Raw genomic sequence first — 14090 nt, 5'->3', positions numbered from 1 at the left:
TACGATCTTGATCCAGGGGATTCGGGTGAGAGGGGATTTTGTGAACGGCAGTGCGGATGCCTAAACGCGCAGTACCGGCGAGCCCCGAACCGCCCGCGACCTGGCCGCCCGCTCTGCCCGCGTGGCGTGCCGTCGGACTGTCCCTCGCACCGATCGGCGCTGCGATCTTCAACGGGGTCGCCGGCCTGTGCGCCGCGGCGATCGCGGCGGTATTGGTCGTCGCGTTCGCCCGCCTGCACCGGTACGCGCCGCAGGCGGTGTCGACGGGTGATCTGGTCGCGGCCACCGTGGGTCCGGCGGCTGGGCGGTTCACCAGCCTCGTCCAACTGGCCGCGTATGCGCTTCTGGGTGTGGGCGCCGCCCTGACTCTCGCACTGCAGCCGCTGACCGGCGCACCGGACCTGGAGACCGCGCTGGCCGGCTGGTGGTGGCCCGGCTGGTCGGTGGCCGTGGTGGTGATCGCGGGTGCGGTGGTGGCCTACCTGCCCACCCGGGCGGTGGGTGCGACGGCTGCCGCCCTGGCCGGCGTGGGCCTGCTGATCTTCGTCTACCTGGCGCTGGCGATCATGGCCCGGGTGGCGGCGGGTACACCGCCGATGATGATGGGGAGCTCCCACGTCGATTCGGTCCTGCTGGCAACTGCGGCGGCCATCCCGCTCGGCCTCGGCCTGGTCGGTTTCGAGGCGGCGACCGTGGTGAGCGGTCGTCTGGAGTCGGTGGCGCGGCCGGTGGGCACCGCGGTGGGCGTTACGGCGCTGGGCGCAGTGGTCCTACTGGCGGCCGCCAACATCGGCGCGACCGGCGGGTTCCACAGCACCGCCGTGAATCTCTCACTGATCATCTCCCAGTTCTTCGCCGATGCCGGTTTCTACTGGTTCACCACCGGGGCATTGTGCCTGGGCTCGGCTGCGTTGCTGGCCCTGATGTGGGCGGCCACCCGGGTCGCGGGACGGCTGTTCGGGTCCGGCCCGGAGGTGGCGCTCCTGGTGCCCGCGGTGATGTGCGTTCTGGCCGTGACCTTCTCCCGGTTCCAGGATTACGTCGGCAGGCTGCCGGTGGTGGTCCCCGCGCTGCTCCTGGTGGCCGTCTATGTGCTTGTCGCCGAGGCCAATTCGCGTGTAGCTGGTTCGGCTGCGGCACAGCAGGCGCCGCGGTTGATCCTGGCCGTGGTGGCGGTCTGTGTGGTGTTGATCCCGCTGCGGGTCACCGATTTCTCGATACCCACTTTGTGGCCCCTGATCGTCACGGCCGCGATCCTCGCGGTGGCAGCCCTGTTGGCACGGCTCGGAAGGCCAGTACAGCCAGCGCGCTCGCCTCATTGATCGCCAGGTGTGCCAGCATCGGCGCGGCCAGGCTCGCCGACCGCTGCGCCAGCCGGCCGAACACCCATCCGGCCAGCCCGGTGACCAGCACGGTCGGAATCACGGGCTGGGCTGCGGCGCGCGCGTCGGCGATATGGGACAGCCCGAACGCGGTCGCCTGCAGCACCTGACCGCCGGCTGGGCCGAACGCTTCGGCAGCGACCTTGCCGAGTGCGGCGCGGAAGGCGGCCTCCTCCGGCCAGACGGTCCCGAGCGGGATCCGCAGCAGCAACCAGCTGCCGGGCGCTGCAGGCAGGGTCTTTTCGCGCATGCCGGTGCGGACGATCGGCACCGCCGAGGTCGCGGCCACACCGGCGCTCACCGCGGTCGCGGCCGCCGCGCCCAGGCGCACACCCGACCACAACGCCGGTGGCCGTAACCCCGGCCGGGCCCCGGTTCCGAACATCAACGCACTGCCGAGGACCGCGCGCACCAGCGGTTGCCACCGGGCCGGCAGCCTCGGATCGACCAGACCGTTCCACGCCACCAGGCCGGCCGCCAGCGTCACGGCGCGAACACGGTTCGCTGCCATCAGTATTCGGGCCCGTTGTCGGCTTCGGTCTTCTCCAGTGCCAGCCGGATGCGTTCGGTGTCGTCGTGCGTCCAGCCGTCCGGTGCGGCCACCGCAGCCCAGCCGTCGAGTACCGATTCGCCGTAGTTGTGCCCGTGTCCGTTGGGCACGCTGGAGGCGTTGGTGATGTCCGCGGCCACCTGCCAGAACGTGATGATCGGGTACCAGCGCATCGAGGCGGTGCGGTCCGTCCCTGGCGGTTCGACGAGCCAATCCGGTTCGGAGAACAGCAGATCCGTCGACCACCAGATGATCGGGTCGGAGGGGTGTTGCAGGAACAGGACCCTGGTCCCCTCCCACGGTTCGGCGGCGTCGGCAGCGATCTCGGCGGCGTCGGCGGCCTCGGAGAACCGGACGGTGCGGCCGTTGTCGTAGCGGGGACGCACCTGCGGGGTGCCCGGGTCACGGCGCACGGTCAGGCCACGCCACAGCGGGCTCGCGTTGGGCGGGCCGACCCACAGCACCGAGGAGAAGCCCATCCTGGAGATGTCGGGCAGCCAGCTGAATGCGCCCTGCCCGGCCATGGATCCCAGACTTTCCCCGTAGAGCACCAGCTTGGGACGGTGGTCGGGGGGCAGTTGTTCCCAACGGGCGTGGATCGCGTCGATCATCAATCTGCCGTTGTTCATCGACTTCTCGCGGTCGCCCATGAACGAGATCCAGCTCGGCAGATAGGAATACTGCATGCCGACCATCGCGGTGTCCCCGTTGTACATCAGCTCCAGCGCACGGGCGGCCGTCGGGTTGACCCAGCCGGTGCCGGTGGTCGGGACGATCACCAGCAGCTTGCGGTCGAACGCGTGGGTGCGCTCAAGTTCGCTGAGCAACACCGCGATCCGCTGATCGTCGGAGTCCGCGGTATGCAGGCCGGCGTACACCCGGATGGGTTCGCGGGCGGGCGCGCCGTTGAGTTTTTCGAGCTCGGCCGCGCGCGGGCCGGTCGCGACGAAGTTGCGGCCCTGGAATCCCAGAGAATCCCAGGCTGCGAATGACGCTGGGCTGCCCGACCTTTCGGGTTCGGAAGGTTGGCTGACGCCTTCACGGGTGGTGGAGTTCTGCGGCTGGAACACCCGGCTGGCCCCGGCCAGGAATCCGCGGTAGAGCACACCGTTGACCAACGTGACCACCAGCACCACCACGATTGCGGTACCGATGAACTGGGCAACCTCCCGGTGCAGATGCCAGCGCCGGATGAACACCTTGGCCAGCAGTCGCACGAAGTCGCGCAGCATCCGCGCCGTGGCGATCAAACCTGCCGCCACCGCGACCGCGATGATCAGGGTCCGCAGATAGCCCGCCGTGGCCGGACCTTCCATGCCCATCAGCGCCGAGACCTGCCGTTGCCAGGCCGCGGCGGGAATCAGCATCAGGATCGATGCCGTGATCGCCCCGGCGACGACAACCACCTTGAGGCCCAGCAGCACCCGCTTACCCGGGGGCCACCACGTCCTGCGCCGTAACACGAAGCGGTACAGCGCTTTTCCCAGCAAGACCCCGATGCCGTAGCCGATCGCTGCGTTGATGCCGCCGATCAAACCGGCGAACAGCCAGTCGCGCGGCAGCAGGGACGGGGTCAGTGAGAGACAGAAGAACAGGGCTCCGACGGCGATGCCGGTGAAGTCCAGTCGCACCAGGCTCCAGGCCCAGCGCAGCAGGGGATGACGTTCGTCGAGGGTTTTCCCCGTCACCCGAACAGCCCGGGCAGCACGCCCTCCGACGTGCTCCGTAGCTCCGCGAGCGTAATGCTGAACTGCCCTTGGACCTCGATCGAATCGCTTCCCTGGTCCACCACGCCGACCCGGGTCACCGGCAGGTCCCTGGCCTCACACATCGACCGGAACCGGCTCTCCTCGGTGCGGGGCACGGCCACCAGGACCCGGCCGGCGGACTCGGAGAACAGGGTGACAAACGGATCGGCGCCTTCCGGAAGGATTACCCGGCAACCGGTTTCACCGGCCAGCGCAGCCTCGACCACGGCCTGGATCAGCCCGCCCTCGGACAGATCGTGGGCGGCCGAGATCAGTCCGTCGCGCGAGGCCGCGGTCAGCACCTCGGCGAGCAGCTTCTCGCGGGCCAGGTCCACCTTCGGCGGGACCCCGCCCAGATGGTCGGCGGTGACCTGCGCCCAGACCGACCCGTCGAACTCGTCGTGGGTGTCTCCGAGCAGCAGCAGCGTCTCACCCGGTTCGGTACCCAGGCCGGTGGGGATGCGTCGCTTCACGTCGTCGATCACGCCGAGCACGCCGACCACCGGGGTCGGCAGGATCGCGGTCGAGCCGGTCTGGTTGTAGAAGCTGACGTTGCCGCCGGTGACCGGAATGCCAAGGGCCGCGCAGCCATCGGCCAGCCCCCGGACGGCCTGGCTGAACTGCCACATCACCCCAGGGTCCTCGGGGGACCCGAAGTTGAGGCAGTTGGTCACCGCGACCGGGGTGGCCCCGGTGACCGCGACGTTGCGGTAGGCCTCGGCCAGCGCCAGCTGCGCGCCGGTGTACGGATCGAGCTGGGTGTAGCGGCCCGACGCGTCGGTGGAGACCGCGATGCCGCGGCCGGTGGTCTCGTCGATGCGCAGCACGCCACCGTCGGCATGCTCGGCCAGCACGGTGTTGCCGCGGACGTAGCGGTCGTACTGCTCGGTGATGAACGCCCGGCTGCACAGGTGCGGACTGCCGATCAGTGCCAGCAGGGTGGCCTTGAGCTCGTCGCCGGTCTTGGGCCGCGACAGGTTGGCCGAGGTGTTTGCGACGAGGGCGTCCTGGGTGTCGGGGCGCGCCACCGGCCGCTGGTAGACCGGGCCTTCGTGGGCCACGGTGCGAGGCGGGACGTCCACCACGGTGTCACCGTGCCAGGTGATCTCCAGCCGGTCCCCGTCGGTGACCTCTCCGATCACCGTGGCCAGCACGTCCCATTTGCGGCAGACGGCCATGAACGCCTCGACGTTCTCCGGCGTCACCACCGCACACATGCGTTCCTGCGACTCGCTGGACAGCACCTCGGCTGGGGTCATGTCCTTGGCCCGCAGCGGCACCTGGTCCAGCTCGATGCGCATGCCGCCATCGCCGGCAGAAGCGAGTTCGGATGTGGCACAGGACAATCCGGCTCCGCCGAGGTCCTGGATGCCGACCACCAGGCCGGCCGAGTACAGCTCAAGGCAACACTCGATGAGTACCTTCTCGGTGAACGGGTCGCCCACCTGCACGCTCGGCAGCTTCTTGCGGCCCGCGCCGGATTCGTCACCCGAGAAGGTGTCCGACGCCAGCACCGAGACACCGCCGATGCCGTCCAGGCCGGTGCGCGCACCGAACAGGATGATTTTGTTGCCGGTACCCGAGGCGAACGCCAGGTGTAGGTCTTCCTTGCGCAGCGCACCGACGCACAGCGCGTTGACCAGCGGATTGCCCGCGTAGGAGGGGTCGAAGATCGTCTCGCCGCCGATGTTCGGCAGGCCCAGCGAGTTGCCGTAGCCGCCGACCCCGCGGACCACGCCGTCGAGCACGCGGCGGGTGTCGGGTGCGTCGGCCGCGCCGAAGCGCAGCTGATCCATGATTGCCACCGGCCGGGCGCCCATCGCCATGATGTCTCGGACGATGCCGCCGACGCCGGTCGCCGCGCCCTGGTAGGGCTCGACGTAGGACGGGTGGTTGTGCGATTCGACCTTGAAGGTGACCGCCCAGCCGCCGCCGATGTCGACGACGCCGGCGTTCTCGCCGATCCCGGCCAGCATGCCGGCGCGCATCTCGTCGGTGGTGGTCTCGCCGAAGTAGCGGAGGTGCACCTTGGAGGACTTGTAGGAGCAGTGTTCGCTCCACATCACCGAGTACATGGCCAGCTCGGCATCAGTGGGGCGGCGACCCAGGATCTCGCGGATTCGCTCGTACTCGTCGTCCTTGAGGCCGAGTTCGCGGTACGGCTGGGGCTGATCAGGGGTGGCGGCTGCCCGCTGCACCGTGTCGATAGCGTGGGTGAGCTCAGACGTCACGCCCAAGAGTCTATCGTTGCCGCTCGCGCGCGTCCGACCAGGCGATTGCCGGTTGCGCCTCCACCCGCCCCCGCGGCGGCATACTCAGCACATGCGAAAGCCCGGGCCGAAGGTGTGGCTGGCCATTCTCGGTGTCGTGCTGGCGCTCGGCATCACGTGTTGCCAGTTCAGGGGCTCGTGGTCGGCCGGCTTGATCGACAACGTCTTGAAAAGTCAGCCCGGCGTCACGTTCGTCACACACACCGTCGCACGCGACATGGGCTTCGGGTGCGCACCGCCGACTTTCAGGTCATGGTCAGTCCCGAGGCGACCGCTGACCAACTCTCGGCGCTCGGGCGCACCTTCGCCGACCAGATCCACGGATCGATGGTGTACGGCGGGCTGGGAGCAAACCTCCACGTGAGCCGTTCGTCAGAGTCCTTCCCCGACCAATCGGGCGCCACGATGTACGTCAGCGTCGACCCTTCGAAGACCACCCCGGAACCGCCGTGGCAGGACTGGCTCAAACTGGCGAAGGGCGACTACGCGTACGACGTCACCGGCTGGGCGTCACCTGACGGCCCCTGGCAACCGGCTCGAACCAGCCTCAGAGTGACCCTGCGCAGCTACGACCATGTGCGCGATCCCCTGGGCGCATCGGAGTTCGCGGCTGCGGTCCGGCGACTGGCCATGGACTTTCCGGATTCGACCACCGAGTGGAAGGTCTTCGATATCGACAGCAACAACGCACCGAGCATCCGCTCGGACCACGGACTGCCCACAGCAGAGCAGCTGGCGTTGTGGGAGGCACTCGATCAGCTGGCACCGACCAATGGCCTCTTCGATCTGGAGCCGCCTCGCTTGTCCATCGAGGACGTGCCTGCCGGCGCCGACGGGGATCGCGTTGCCGTCGACCAACTTCAGCTCGTCAAGAACTCGGGACTGCCCGCGGTGTACGAAATCGAGGACGAACAGGTCACCGTCCGGCCTGGGGGTTGTTCGAAGGACGCCCAGGAACCCCAGCCGCGAACACCACCGCTGATGGACCTGCAGACCAAGCTGCGCGCCCAGTTCGAGAGCTGTCCACGGTGATGTGGCAGCGGGCGGGTGCAGACCTCACGTGACCGGTTTGGCCTGCGATTTCGCATAGGCGCGGGCGACCGCTGGTGCGCCCGCTCCGTGCAGTACCACGCTGCCCAGGACCGCCACCACCAGTACCTGCGCGACGGTGTGTTCGGCCACGCCTTCGAGGGCGTTGAACGCCAGCAGTCCGAACACGATCGACGGAGTGCCACGCGGCCCGAGCCCACCCAGCAACAGCCTCTCGCGCCACCCCAGCGGCGAGCCGACCATCGACAGCAGCACCGCGGCGGTACGCACCACGGTCAGGGCGAGCAGGCAGAACAGCACGATCCCCCACGGCACGCCGTAGCCGAGCGCCAGCACTGCAGTGAGCCCGAACACGAACCACATCACCGAGGCCAGCAGGAATCCGAGATCGTCGACGAGCTCGAGCTCGGCGGCGAAGGTCGGCGAGGTACGGAAGTAGTTGAATGCGATGCCGCAGACGAAAGCCGAGACGAAGCCGTTGCCACCCACGCCGAGACTGGCGCCGAACGACAACAGCGGAGCCGTCACCAGGATCAGTCGCTTGGCTTGCCCGGTCATCAGGCTGCGGCGTTCGGCATTGTTGGTCGCGATGGCCAGAACGGCGCCGACGACCGCACCGACCAGCAGCGCCTTACCTGCGTCCGGAACGGCCCGGGCCAGGGCGTCGAGCGGGGTCTCGGCATCGGTGCGATCGGAGGCCAGCACCAGCGCGAAGATGAACACCGGCGACACGATGCCGTCGTTGTATCCGGCCTCGACGGTCAACAAGCTGCGGACGCGCTCGGGTATCCGCGTGTCGCGCAGCAGCGACGACGTCGGCGCGAAATCGATCGGCACCACCACGCAGGCGATCACCAGCAGCACCGCCCACGACAGCCCTGGCATCAGCCACAACCCCAGCAGCACCGATGCGGCCAGACCCAGTGGCATCGCGATGAACAGCAGCCGCAGCGCCGACCGCGGATCGGCACCGAGATACCCGCCGCGGACATCGGTGGCGTCGACGAAAAGCAGTACCGCAAGGATGATCTCGGCGACGCGCTGGGCGGTGACGGCATTCAGCGTCGACGCCAACGCGTCCTGGGTGGTGAAGCCGACCGCGATCCCGGCCAACACCAGCACCATCGGCGCCGTCAGCCGTAGCCGCTCGAAGCCACGTGAGAAGAGCGACCATCCGGCCAGCACCACCGAAACCGCGACGAGCGACAACAGCATGGCCGGAATCCTGCCAGCTACCGGCGGTTACCCGCCCGCGATACAGAATGCGTTGCCGGCCGGGTCGGCCAGGACGACCCAGTTGAACTCCTCGCCGAAGTTGTGCCTGCCCGTTTCGGTGGCACCCAGGCCCACCAACCGGGCCACCTCGGCTTCCATGTCCGCGGCGTGGAAGTCGAGGTGTACGCGGTTCTTGCCCGGAGTCGGGTCTGGTACCCGCTGGAAGCCCAGATTCGGACCACCGTCGCGCTGTACGAGCACGAATTCACCTGGCGCATAGGCATTTACAGAACCGCTGACCGCCCGCGCCCACCAATCGGCGAGCGTGTCCGGGTCCGCGCAATCGAACGTGATCATTTCCACCGAGAGCGTCATGGCGCCGACCTTAGACCGAGGCGGTGACACCGCGTCAGTGCGGCGAAAGGAATGCTTGTAATGCCGCGGAGTAGGCCGCCACGTCCTTGGCACCCATGAACTCGCGCGCCGAGTGCATGGCCAACTGCGCCGCGCCGACATCGACGGTCGGGATCCCGGTGCGTGCCGAGGTCATCGGCCCGATGGTCGACCCACACGGCAGATCGGCGCGGTGCTCATAGCGCTGCAGCGGCACCCCGGCCTGATCGCACGCCAGCGCGAACGCCGCCGCGGTACGACCGTCGGTGGCATAGCGCAGGTTGGGCTGCACCTTGAGCACCGGCCCGGCGTTGACCTCGATCAGGTGTCCGGGCTCGTGACGGTCCGGGTAGTTCGGGTGCGTCGCGTGCGCCATGTCACCGGAGGCCACCATGGAACCGGCCGCCCGGCGCAGGAAGTCTTCCCGGGAACCGTCCGCGGCGAGCACGATGCGCTCCAGCACGGTCGGCAGCAGCTCTGACTGGGCGCCGTGATCCGACGTCGAGCCGACTTCCTCGTGATCGAAGAGCGCAAGCACCGGCACGTGCGCTCCGGCATCCGCCCCCAGGAATGCCTCCAGCCCCGCGTAACAGGTGGCCTGGTTGTCCAGCCGCGGCGCACTGACGAACTCGCGGTCGGCACCGGTGATCGCCGACGGCGCCAGGTCGTGGGTCATCAGATCAAAACCGAGCAGCCGCTCCGGTTCGACCCCGGCCCGTTCGGCGACGAATCCGACGAAGGACCGCGGCCGCTCCCCCAAACCCCACACCGCGTTGACATGCCGCTGCGGGTCCGGGCTCACCCCCTTGCGGTCCTCGGACAGGTGGATGGCGAGCTGCGGCACGCGCAGGATCGGATCGTCGACCCGCACCAGCCGGTGGTCGATCCGGTTGCCGTCGCGGACCGAGAGCCGACCGCTGATCCCGAGGTCGCGGTCGAGCCAGGAGTTCAGCCAGGCCCCACCGTACGGCGCCAGCGCGACCACCTGCCAGCCTGCGACGACGCGGTCCGGGTGCTGCTTGACTCGCAGATTCGGGCTGTCGGTGTGGCCGCCCACCACCCGGAACGGTGCGGCGGCGTCCGCACCCTCTGTGTTCCACGCCACCAGCGAACCCGCCCGTACCGTGAAGAACTTCCCCGTGCCGGGCCACGCGTCCACTTCTGCAAGCTCGGTGAAACCGGCGTCACGCAGCCGTTGAGCGGCGGTGGCGCAGACGTGGAAGGGCGACGGGGACGCGTCGATGAACTCGCACATGCTCTGGGGGCTGGCTGCCATATCTCTATCTTGACCGGGATTTCAACGCGCGCCGCGTTAGGGTCGATCTTGTGCCCGCACCACAGCCCCAGCCGGTCCTGGCCCCGCTGACACCGGCGGCCGTGTTCATGGTCGCAACCATCGACGAGGGCGGCGAGGCGACCGTTCACGACACCCTGACCGATATCTCAGGTCTGGTGCGTGCCATCGGCTTCCGCGACCCCACCAAGCACCTGTCGGCCATCGTGTCGATCGGCTCCGACGCTTGGGACCGGTTGTTCTCCGGTCCACGCCCCGCCGAACTGCACCCGTTCATTCCACTCGACGGCCCTCGACACCGAGCGCCGGCGACGCCGGGTGACCTGTTGTTCCACCTGCGGGCCGAGTCCATGGACGTGTGCTTCGAGCTCGCCACCAAGTTCGCCGATGCGCTGGCCGGCGCCGTGACGATCGTCGATGAGGTGCACGGCTTCAAGTTCTTCGACAACCGCGATCTGATGGGCTTCGTCGACGGCACCGAGAATCCGAACGGCCCGGTGGCGGTCAACGCCAGCCAGATCGGTGACGAGGACCCAGATTTCGCAGGCGGCTGTTACGTCCATGTGCAGAAGTACACCCACGACATGGGTTCGTGGAACTCGCTGTCCACCGAGGAGCAGGAGCGGGTGATCGGCCGCACCAAACTCGACGACATCGAGCTCGACGACGCGGTCAAGCCGCCCAATTCTCATGTGGCGCTCAACGTGATCGAAGACGACGAGGGCAACGAGCTCAAGATCATCCGACACAACATGCCGTTCGGTGAGATCGGCAAGGGCGAATTCGGCACGTACTACATCGGTTATTCGCGCACCCCGGAAGTCACCGAGCGGATGCTGACCAATATGTTCATCGGCGACCCGCCCGGGAACACCGACCGCATCCTGGATTTCTCCACCGCCGTCACCGGTGGCCTGTTCTTCAGCCCCACGATCGATTTTCTGGATGATCCACCGCCGCTGCCCTCCTCCGACCAAGAGTCGGCAGCAGCGGAAGCACCACCGGCTCAGGGCCACCGTGACGGCTCGCTCGGCATCGGCAGTCTGAAAGGAATCCCGCAATGAACAACCTGTACCGCGAGCTTGCTCCGATCACCGAGTCCGCCTGGGCCGAGATCGAACTCGAGGCCAGCCGAACCTTCAAGCGGCACATCGCCGGCCGGCGCGTGGTCGATGTCAGCGAGCCCGGCGGCCCCGTGACCGCGGCGGTCAGCACCGGCCATCTGCTCGACGTGAAATCACCCGGCGACGGAGTGGTGGCCCACCTGCGCGACGCGCGGCCGCTGGTGCGGCTGCGGGTGCCGTTCACGGTGTCGCGCACCGCAATTGACGACGTCGAGCGCGGTGCCCAGGACTCCGACTGGGATCCGGTCAAGGAAGCCGCCAAGAAGCTGGCGTTCGTGGAGGACCGCGCGATCTTCGAGGGCTACCCGGCGGCCTCGATCGAAGGCATCCGCAGCTCGAGTTCCAACCCGGCGCTGGCCCTCCCCGACGATGCCCGCGAGATTCCCGACGTGATCGCGCAGGCACTTTCGGAGCTGCGACTGGCCGGTGTCGACGGGCCGTACTCAGTGCTCCTCTCGGCGGCCACCTACACCAAGGTCAGCGAGACCACCGCGCACGGCTACCCGATCCGCGAGCACCTGAGCCGGCTGGTGGACGGTGAGATCATCTGGGCCCCCGCGATCGACGGTGCCTTCGTATTGTCCACCCGCGGTGGCGATTTCGATCTGCAGCTGGGCACCGACGTTTCGATCGGCTACCTGTCCCACGATGCCGAGAGCGTGCAGCTGTACCTGCAGGAGACCCTGACGTTCCTGGCTTACACCGCCGAAGCTTCGGTCGCCCTCACCGCGTAAGCGCTCTGCGCTGCGGGCGTGCATCCGTGCACGCCCGCTGCGTGAGGGCAGGCGGCGCGGAAGGCTAAACCGAGAGAACCGCGTCCAACGCGGAGTAGAACAAGCCGAGCCCGTCATCGGACGGTCCAGTCAGTGCCTCGGTGGCATGTTCGGGGTGCGGCATCAGGCCGACGACGCGGCGGTTCTCCGAGCAGACGCCCGCGATTCCGCGCATCGAGCCGTTGAGGTTCTCGCGGTAGCGGAAGACCACGCGGCCCTCACCCTCGAGTTCATCGAGCACCGCCTCGGACGCGACGTACCGGCCCTCGCCGGACTTGAGCGGGATCAGCAGATCGGCGCCGGCGTCGTACCGGGTCGTCCACGCGGTCGTGTTGGAGGCGACCTCCAGCCACACGTCGCGGCAGATGAAATGCAGACCGGCGTTGCGCGTCAGTGCACCCGGGAGCAGCCCGGCCTCGCACAGCACCTGGAAGCCGTTGCAGATGCCGAGCACGGGCATGCCCTTGCCTGCCGCCTCGACGACCGACCCCATTACGGGGGCGAACTTCGCGATCGCCCCGCAGCGAAGGTAGTCGCCGTAGGAGAACCCACCGGGGACGACGACGGCGTCGACGCCCTTCAGGTCGGCGTCGGCGTGCCAGAGGTTGACCGCCTCGGCCCCGGCCAGACGGACGGCTCGGGCCGCGTCGACGTCGTCGAGCGTCCCGGGGAAGGTGATCACCCCGACACGGGTGCTCACGAGTCCTCCCGGCTCACCGAAAAGTCCTCGATAACCGTGTTGGCCAGCAGAGATTCAGCGATCTCTGCCAAGGTTTCGTCGGCTACGGAGTCGTCGACTTCGAGCTCGAAACGCTTGCCTTGACGGACGTCTGCGATACCACCATGTCCGAGCCGACCAAGTGCCCCGACAATCGCCTGACCTTGCGGGTCGAGGATCTCTGCCTTGGGCATGACGTGCACAACCACCTTTGCCACGGCGCACACTCTACCGGCACGACCCTATGTAAGCCGTGCACAGTGGGTCGGCCAGCGCATCGAGCACCTGACGATCGGATGGAGCCGACCACGGAACCTGTGGTGGCGTGCTCGACCAGAGGGCCAACTCAACCACGGTGCTGTTGCCCGGATCGGCGAGCAGGTACTGGTGCAGCACCTTCGTGTTACCGAAGTTGACGGCCGCCGCCAGCCGCCCGGGCCGGTCGGTGGTGATGGCCGTCCCGGCCCCCGGGCACGCCCGCAGTGCCTCGGCAGCCCCCTGCACCACCGCGAGCGCGGTCTGACCGCCCTGCCAGGTCTCCCCGCGCCAATGCAGGACCTGGACCCGCAGTTGCCAGTGTCCGGCAGGCTGCGCCACCTCCGATCGCGCCGCGACGGCATAGCCGCGCGGATCCCCCGGCACGAGTGGCGACCCACACTCCTCTTCGAGGCGGAAGCGCGGTGCCACTGCGGTCACGGCCAAACCGGCCAGTCCGGGCCAGCGGTATTCGCGGGCCAACGGGAGTTGCGAGGCAGGCGCCCACGCCGAATCGGGGATGCGGTCACACAGCGGCGGGCAGTCGGCGCTGGGCTCTGACCACGCGGAAGGAGGCGCTGCGGCCAGCCCGCAGAGCACCATCGACATCGCCACGATCACCCGCCATAGCCCCACCGAGCGCCACAATATAGGTATGCAACTCACGCATTTCGGACATTCGTGCCTACTGGCTAGCATTTCGGACACCACTGTGCTGTTCGATCCGGGTAACTTCTCGCACGGTTTCGAAGGCATCACCGGCTTGTCGGCCATCCTGATCACCCATCAGCACCCCGATCACGCCGATACCGCCCGGTTGCCTGCGCTGATCGATGCCAACCCCCAGGCCGCGCTGTATGCCGACCCGCAGACCGCCGCCCAGCTGGGTGAGCCGTGGCAGGCCGTGCATCCCGGCGACGAGTTCCGGGTCGGCTCACTGAACGTGCGCGGGACCGGCGGTAAGCATGCCGTGATCCACCCGGAAATCCCTGTGATCGACAACATTTCGTACCTGCTGGGCGACGACGAGCATCCCGCTCGGCTCATGCACCCCGGCGATGCGCTGTTCGTTCCCGGTGAGCCGGTCGACGTGCTGGCCACCCCGGCGGCGGCTCCGTGGATGAAAGTATCGGAGGCCGTGGACTTCCTGCGCGCGGTCGCGCCGACCCGGGCGGTGCCGATCCATCAGGGCATCATCGAGCCGAATGCCCGGGGCATCTACTACGGACGGCTCTCCGAGATGACGAAGACCGACTTCCAGGTGCTCACCGAGGAGAACGGCACCGAGTTCTGATTCACGGCCCAGCCGTGGCCTTCT

At 68.1% G+C, this 14090-nt stretch carries 13 protein-coding genes and 1 pseudogene; 5 read left to right on the top strand and 9 right to left on the bottom strand.

What is annotated here, in order from left to right:
* Nucleotides 1-56 precede the first annotated feature (56 nt).
* Nucleotides 57-1322 carry a hypothetical protein gene (locus AC4ELH_RS31185; RefSeq protein ID WP_498888628.1) on the top strand — a complete coding sequence of 422 codons (1266 nt, stop codon included), beginning with the start codon at nt 57-59 and terminating at the stop codon, nt 1320-1322.
* On the opposite strand, the gene AC4ELH_RS31180 is transcribed toward AC4ELH_RS31185, so the two are convergent.
* From AC4ELH_RS31180 to purL, 3 genes are read right to left on the bottom strand one after another with little or no spacing between them, the layout of a single operon-like run.
* Nucleotides 1243-1893 carry an Rv0804 family intramembrane glutamic endopeptidase gene (locus AC4ELH_RS31180; protein WP_498888626.1) on the bottom strand — a complete coding sequence of 217 codons (651 nt, stop codon included), beginning with the start codon at nt 1891-1893 and terminating at the stop codon, nt 1243-1245. The two genes, AC4ELH_RS31185 and AC4ELH_RS31180, sit on opposite strands and share 80 nt — an antisense overlap.
* Nucleotides 1893-3620, bottom strand: a complete 1728-nt coding sequence (locus tag AC4ELH_RS31175; protein ID WP_498888624.1) for an alpha/beta hydrolase — start codon at nt 3618-3620, stop codon at nt 1893-1895. The genes AC4ELH_RS31180 and AC4ELH_RS31175 overlap by 1 nt, the downstream gene beginning before the upstream one ends.
* A complete protein-coding gene (gene purL, locus AC4ELH_RS31170) occupies nt 3617-5887 on the bottom strand; it encodes a phosphoribosylformylglycinamidine synthase subunit PurL (RefSeq protein WP_498889501.1) in 2271 nt (756 codons plus the stop codon). Before purL ends, AC4ELH_RS31175 begins: the two co-directional genes overlap by 4 nt.
* A 115-nt stretch (nt 5888-6002) precedes the next feature.
* Between purL and AC4ELH_RS31165 the strand changes: the two are divergent.
* Nucleotides 6003-6982: pseudogene (locus AC4ELH_RS31165) on the top strand (hypothetical protein).
* Between the two features lie 24 nt (nt 6983-7006).
* On the opposite strand, the gene AC4ELH_RS31160 reads toward AC4ELH_RS31165, so the two are convergent.
* Genes AC4ELH_RS31160 through AC4ELH_RS31150 form a run of 3 tightly spaced genes read right to left on the bottom strand, consistent with a single transcriptional unit; the run spans nt 7007 to nt 9884 of the window.
* A complete protein-coding gene (locus AC4ELH_RS31160; RefSeq protein WP_498888622.1) occupies nt 7007-8215 on the bottom strand; it encodes a cation:proton antiporter domain-containing protein in 1209 nt (402 codons plus the stop codon).
* A 27-nt stretch (nt 8216-8242) separates the two neighbouring features.
* Complete coding sequence (locus AC4ELH_RS31155; protein ID WP_064933210.1) at nt 8243-8590, bottom strand: VOC family protein; 348 nt, start codon at nt 8588-8590, stop codon at nt 8243-8245.
* Nucleotides 8591-8624: 34 nt separating this feature from the next.
* Nucleotides 8625-9884 (bottom strand): M18 family aminopeptidase, encoded by a 1260-nt coding sequence (locus AC4ELH_RS31150; RefSeq protein ID WP_498888620.1) that lies wholly within the window; start codon nt 9882-9884, stop codon nt 8625-8627.
* Between the two features lie 50 nt (nt 9885-9934).
* Here AC4ELH_RS31150 and AC4ELH_RS31145 point away from each other — a divergent pair, with 50 nt between their 5' ends.
* Together AC4ELH_RS31145 and AC4ELH_RS31140 are read left to right on the top strand one after the other, a co-directional pair.
* Entirely contained in the window at nt 9935-10966 is a 1032-nt protein-coding gene (locus AC4ELH_RS31145) for a Dyp-type peroxidase (RefSeq protein WP_448447515.1), read from the top strand.
* Nucleotides 10963-11760, top strand: coding sequence for a family 1 encapsulin nanocompartment shell protein (locus AC4ELH_RS31140; protein ID WP_064884745.1), 798 nt, complete (start codon nt 10963-10965; stop codon nt 11758-11760). The genes AC4ELH_RS31145 and AC4ELH_RS31140 overlap by 4 nt, the downstream gene beginning before the upstream one ends.
* Before the next feature lie 64 nt (nt 11761-11824).
* Here AC4ELH_RS31140 and purQ read toward each other — a convergent pair whose 3' ends face one another.
* Genes purQ through AC4ELH_RS31125 form a run of 3 tightly spaced genes read right to left on the bottom strand, consistent with a single transcriptional unit; the run spans nt 11825 to nt 13381 of the window.
* Entirely contained in the window at nt 11825-12499 is a 675-nt protein-coding gene (purQ, locus tag AC4ELH_RS31135; protein ID WP_064884738.1) for a phosphoribosylformylglycinamidine synthase subunit PurQ, read from the bottom strand.
* The gene (gene purS / locus AC4ELH_RS31130; protein WP_054603966.1) at nt 12496-12735 is read right to left on the bottom strand and encodes a phosphoribosylformylglycinamidine synthase subunit PurS; all 240 of its coding nucleotides are present in this window, start codon (nt 12733-12735) and stop codon (nt 12496-12498) included. Before purS ends, purQ begins: the two co-directional genes overlap by 4 nt.
* Nucleotides 12736-12745: 10 nt before the next feature.
* The gene (locus AC4ELH_RS31125; RefSeq protein WP_064884935.1) at nt 12746-13381 is read right to left on the bottom strand and encodes a hypothetical protein; all 636 of its coding nucleotides are present in this window, start codon (nt 13379-13381) and stop codon (nt 12746-12748) included.
* 46 nt (nt 13382-13427) lie between these two features.
* Here AC4ELH_RS31125 and AC4ELH_RS31120 point away from each other — a divergent pair, with 46 nt between their 5' ends.
* Complete coding sequence (locus AC4ELH_RS31120; protein ID WP_498888616.1) at nt 13428-14066, top strand: MBL fold metallo-hydrolase; 639 nt, start codon at nt 13428-13430, stop codon at nt 14064-14066.
* Nucleotides 14067-14090: the final 24 nt, after the last annotated feature.

This window comes from Mycobacterium shunyiense (genome assembly GCF_058270075.1).
The sequence above is the reverse complement of the archived record's forward strand: the minus strand, read 5'-3'. Positions and strand labels throughout refer to the sequence as shown.

What these genes read in the sequence shown, in the direction of transcription:
- AC4ELH_RS31185 (WP_498888628.1), top strand. Translation starts at nt 57, where the DNA reads ATGCCTAAACGCGCAGTACCGGCGAGCCCCGAACCGCCCGCGACCTGG.
- AC4ELH_RS31180 (WP_498888626.1), bottom strand. Translation starts at nt 1,893, where the DNA reads ATGGCAGCGAACCGTGTTCGCGCCGTGACGCTGGCGGCCGGCCTGGTG.
- AC4ELH_RS31160 (WP_498888622.1), bottom strand. Translation starts at nt 8,215, where the DNA reads ATGCTGTTGTCGCTCGTCGCGGTTTCGGTGGTGCTGGCCGGATGGTCG.
- AC4ELH_RS31155 (WP_064933210.1), bottom strand. Translation starts at nt 8,590, where the DNA reads ATGACGCTCTCGGTGGAAATGATCACGTTCGATTGCGCGGACCCGGAC.
- AC4ELH_RS31150 (WP_498888620.1), bottom strand. Translation starts at nt 9,884, where the DNA reads ATGGCAGCCAGCCCCCAGAGCATGTGCGAGTTCATCGACGCGTCCCCG.
- AC4ELH_RS31140 (WP_064884745.1), top strand. Translation starts at nt 10,963, where the DNA reads ATGAACAACCTGTACCGCGAGCTTGCTCCGATCACCGAGTCCGCCTGG.
- AC4ELH_RS31125 (WP_064884935.1), bottom strand. Translation starts at nt 13,381, where the DNA reads ATGTCGATGGTGCTCTGCGGGCTGGCCGCAGCGCCTCCTTCCGCGTGG.
- AC4ELH_RS31120 (WP_498888616.1), top strand. Translation starts at nt 13,428, where the DNA reads ATGCAACTCACGCATTTCGGACATTCGTGCCTACTGGCTAGCATTTCG.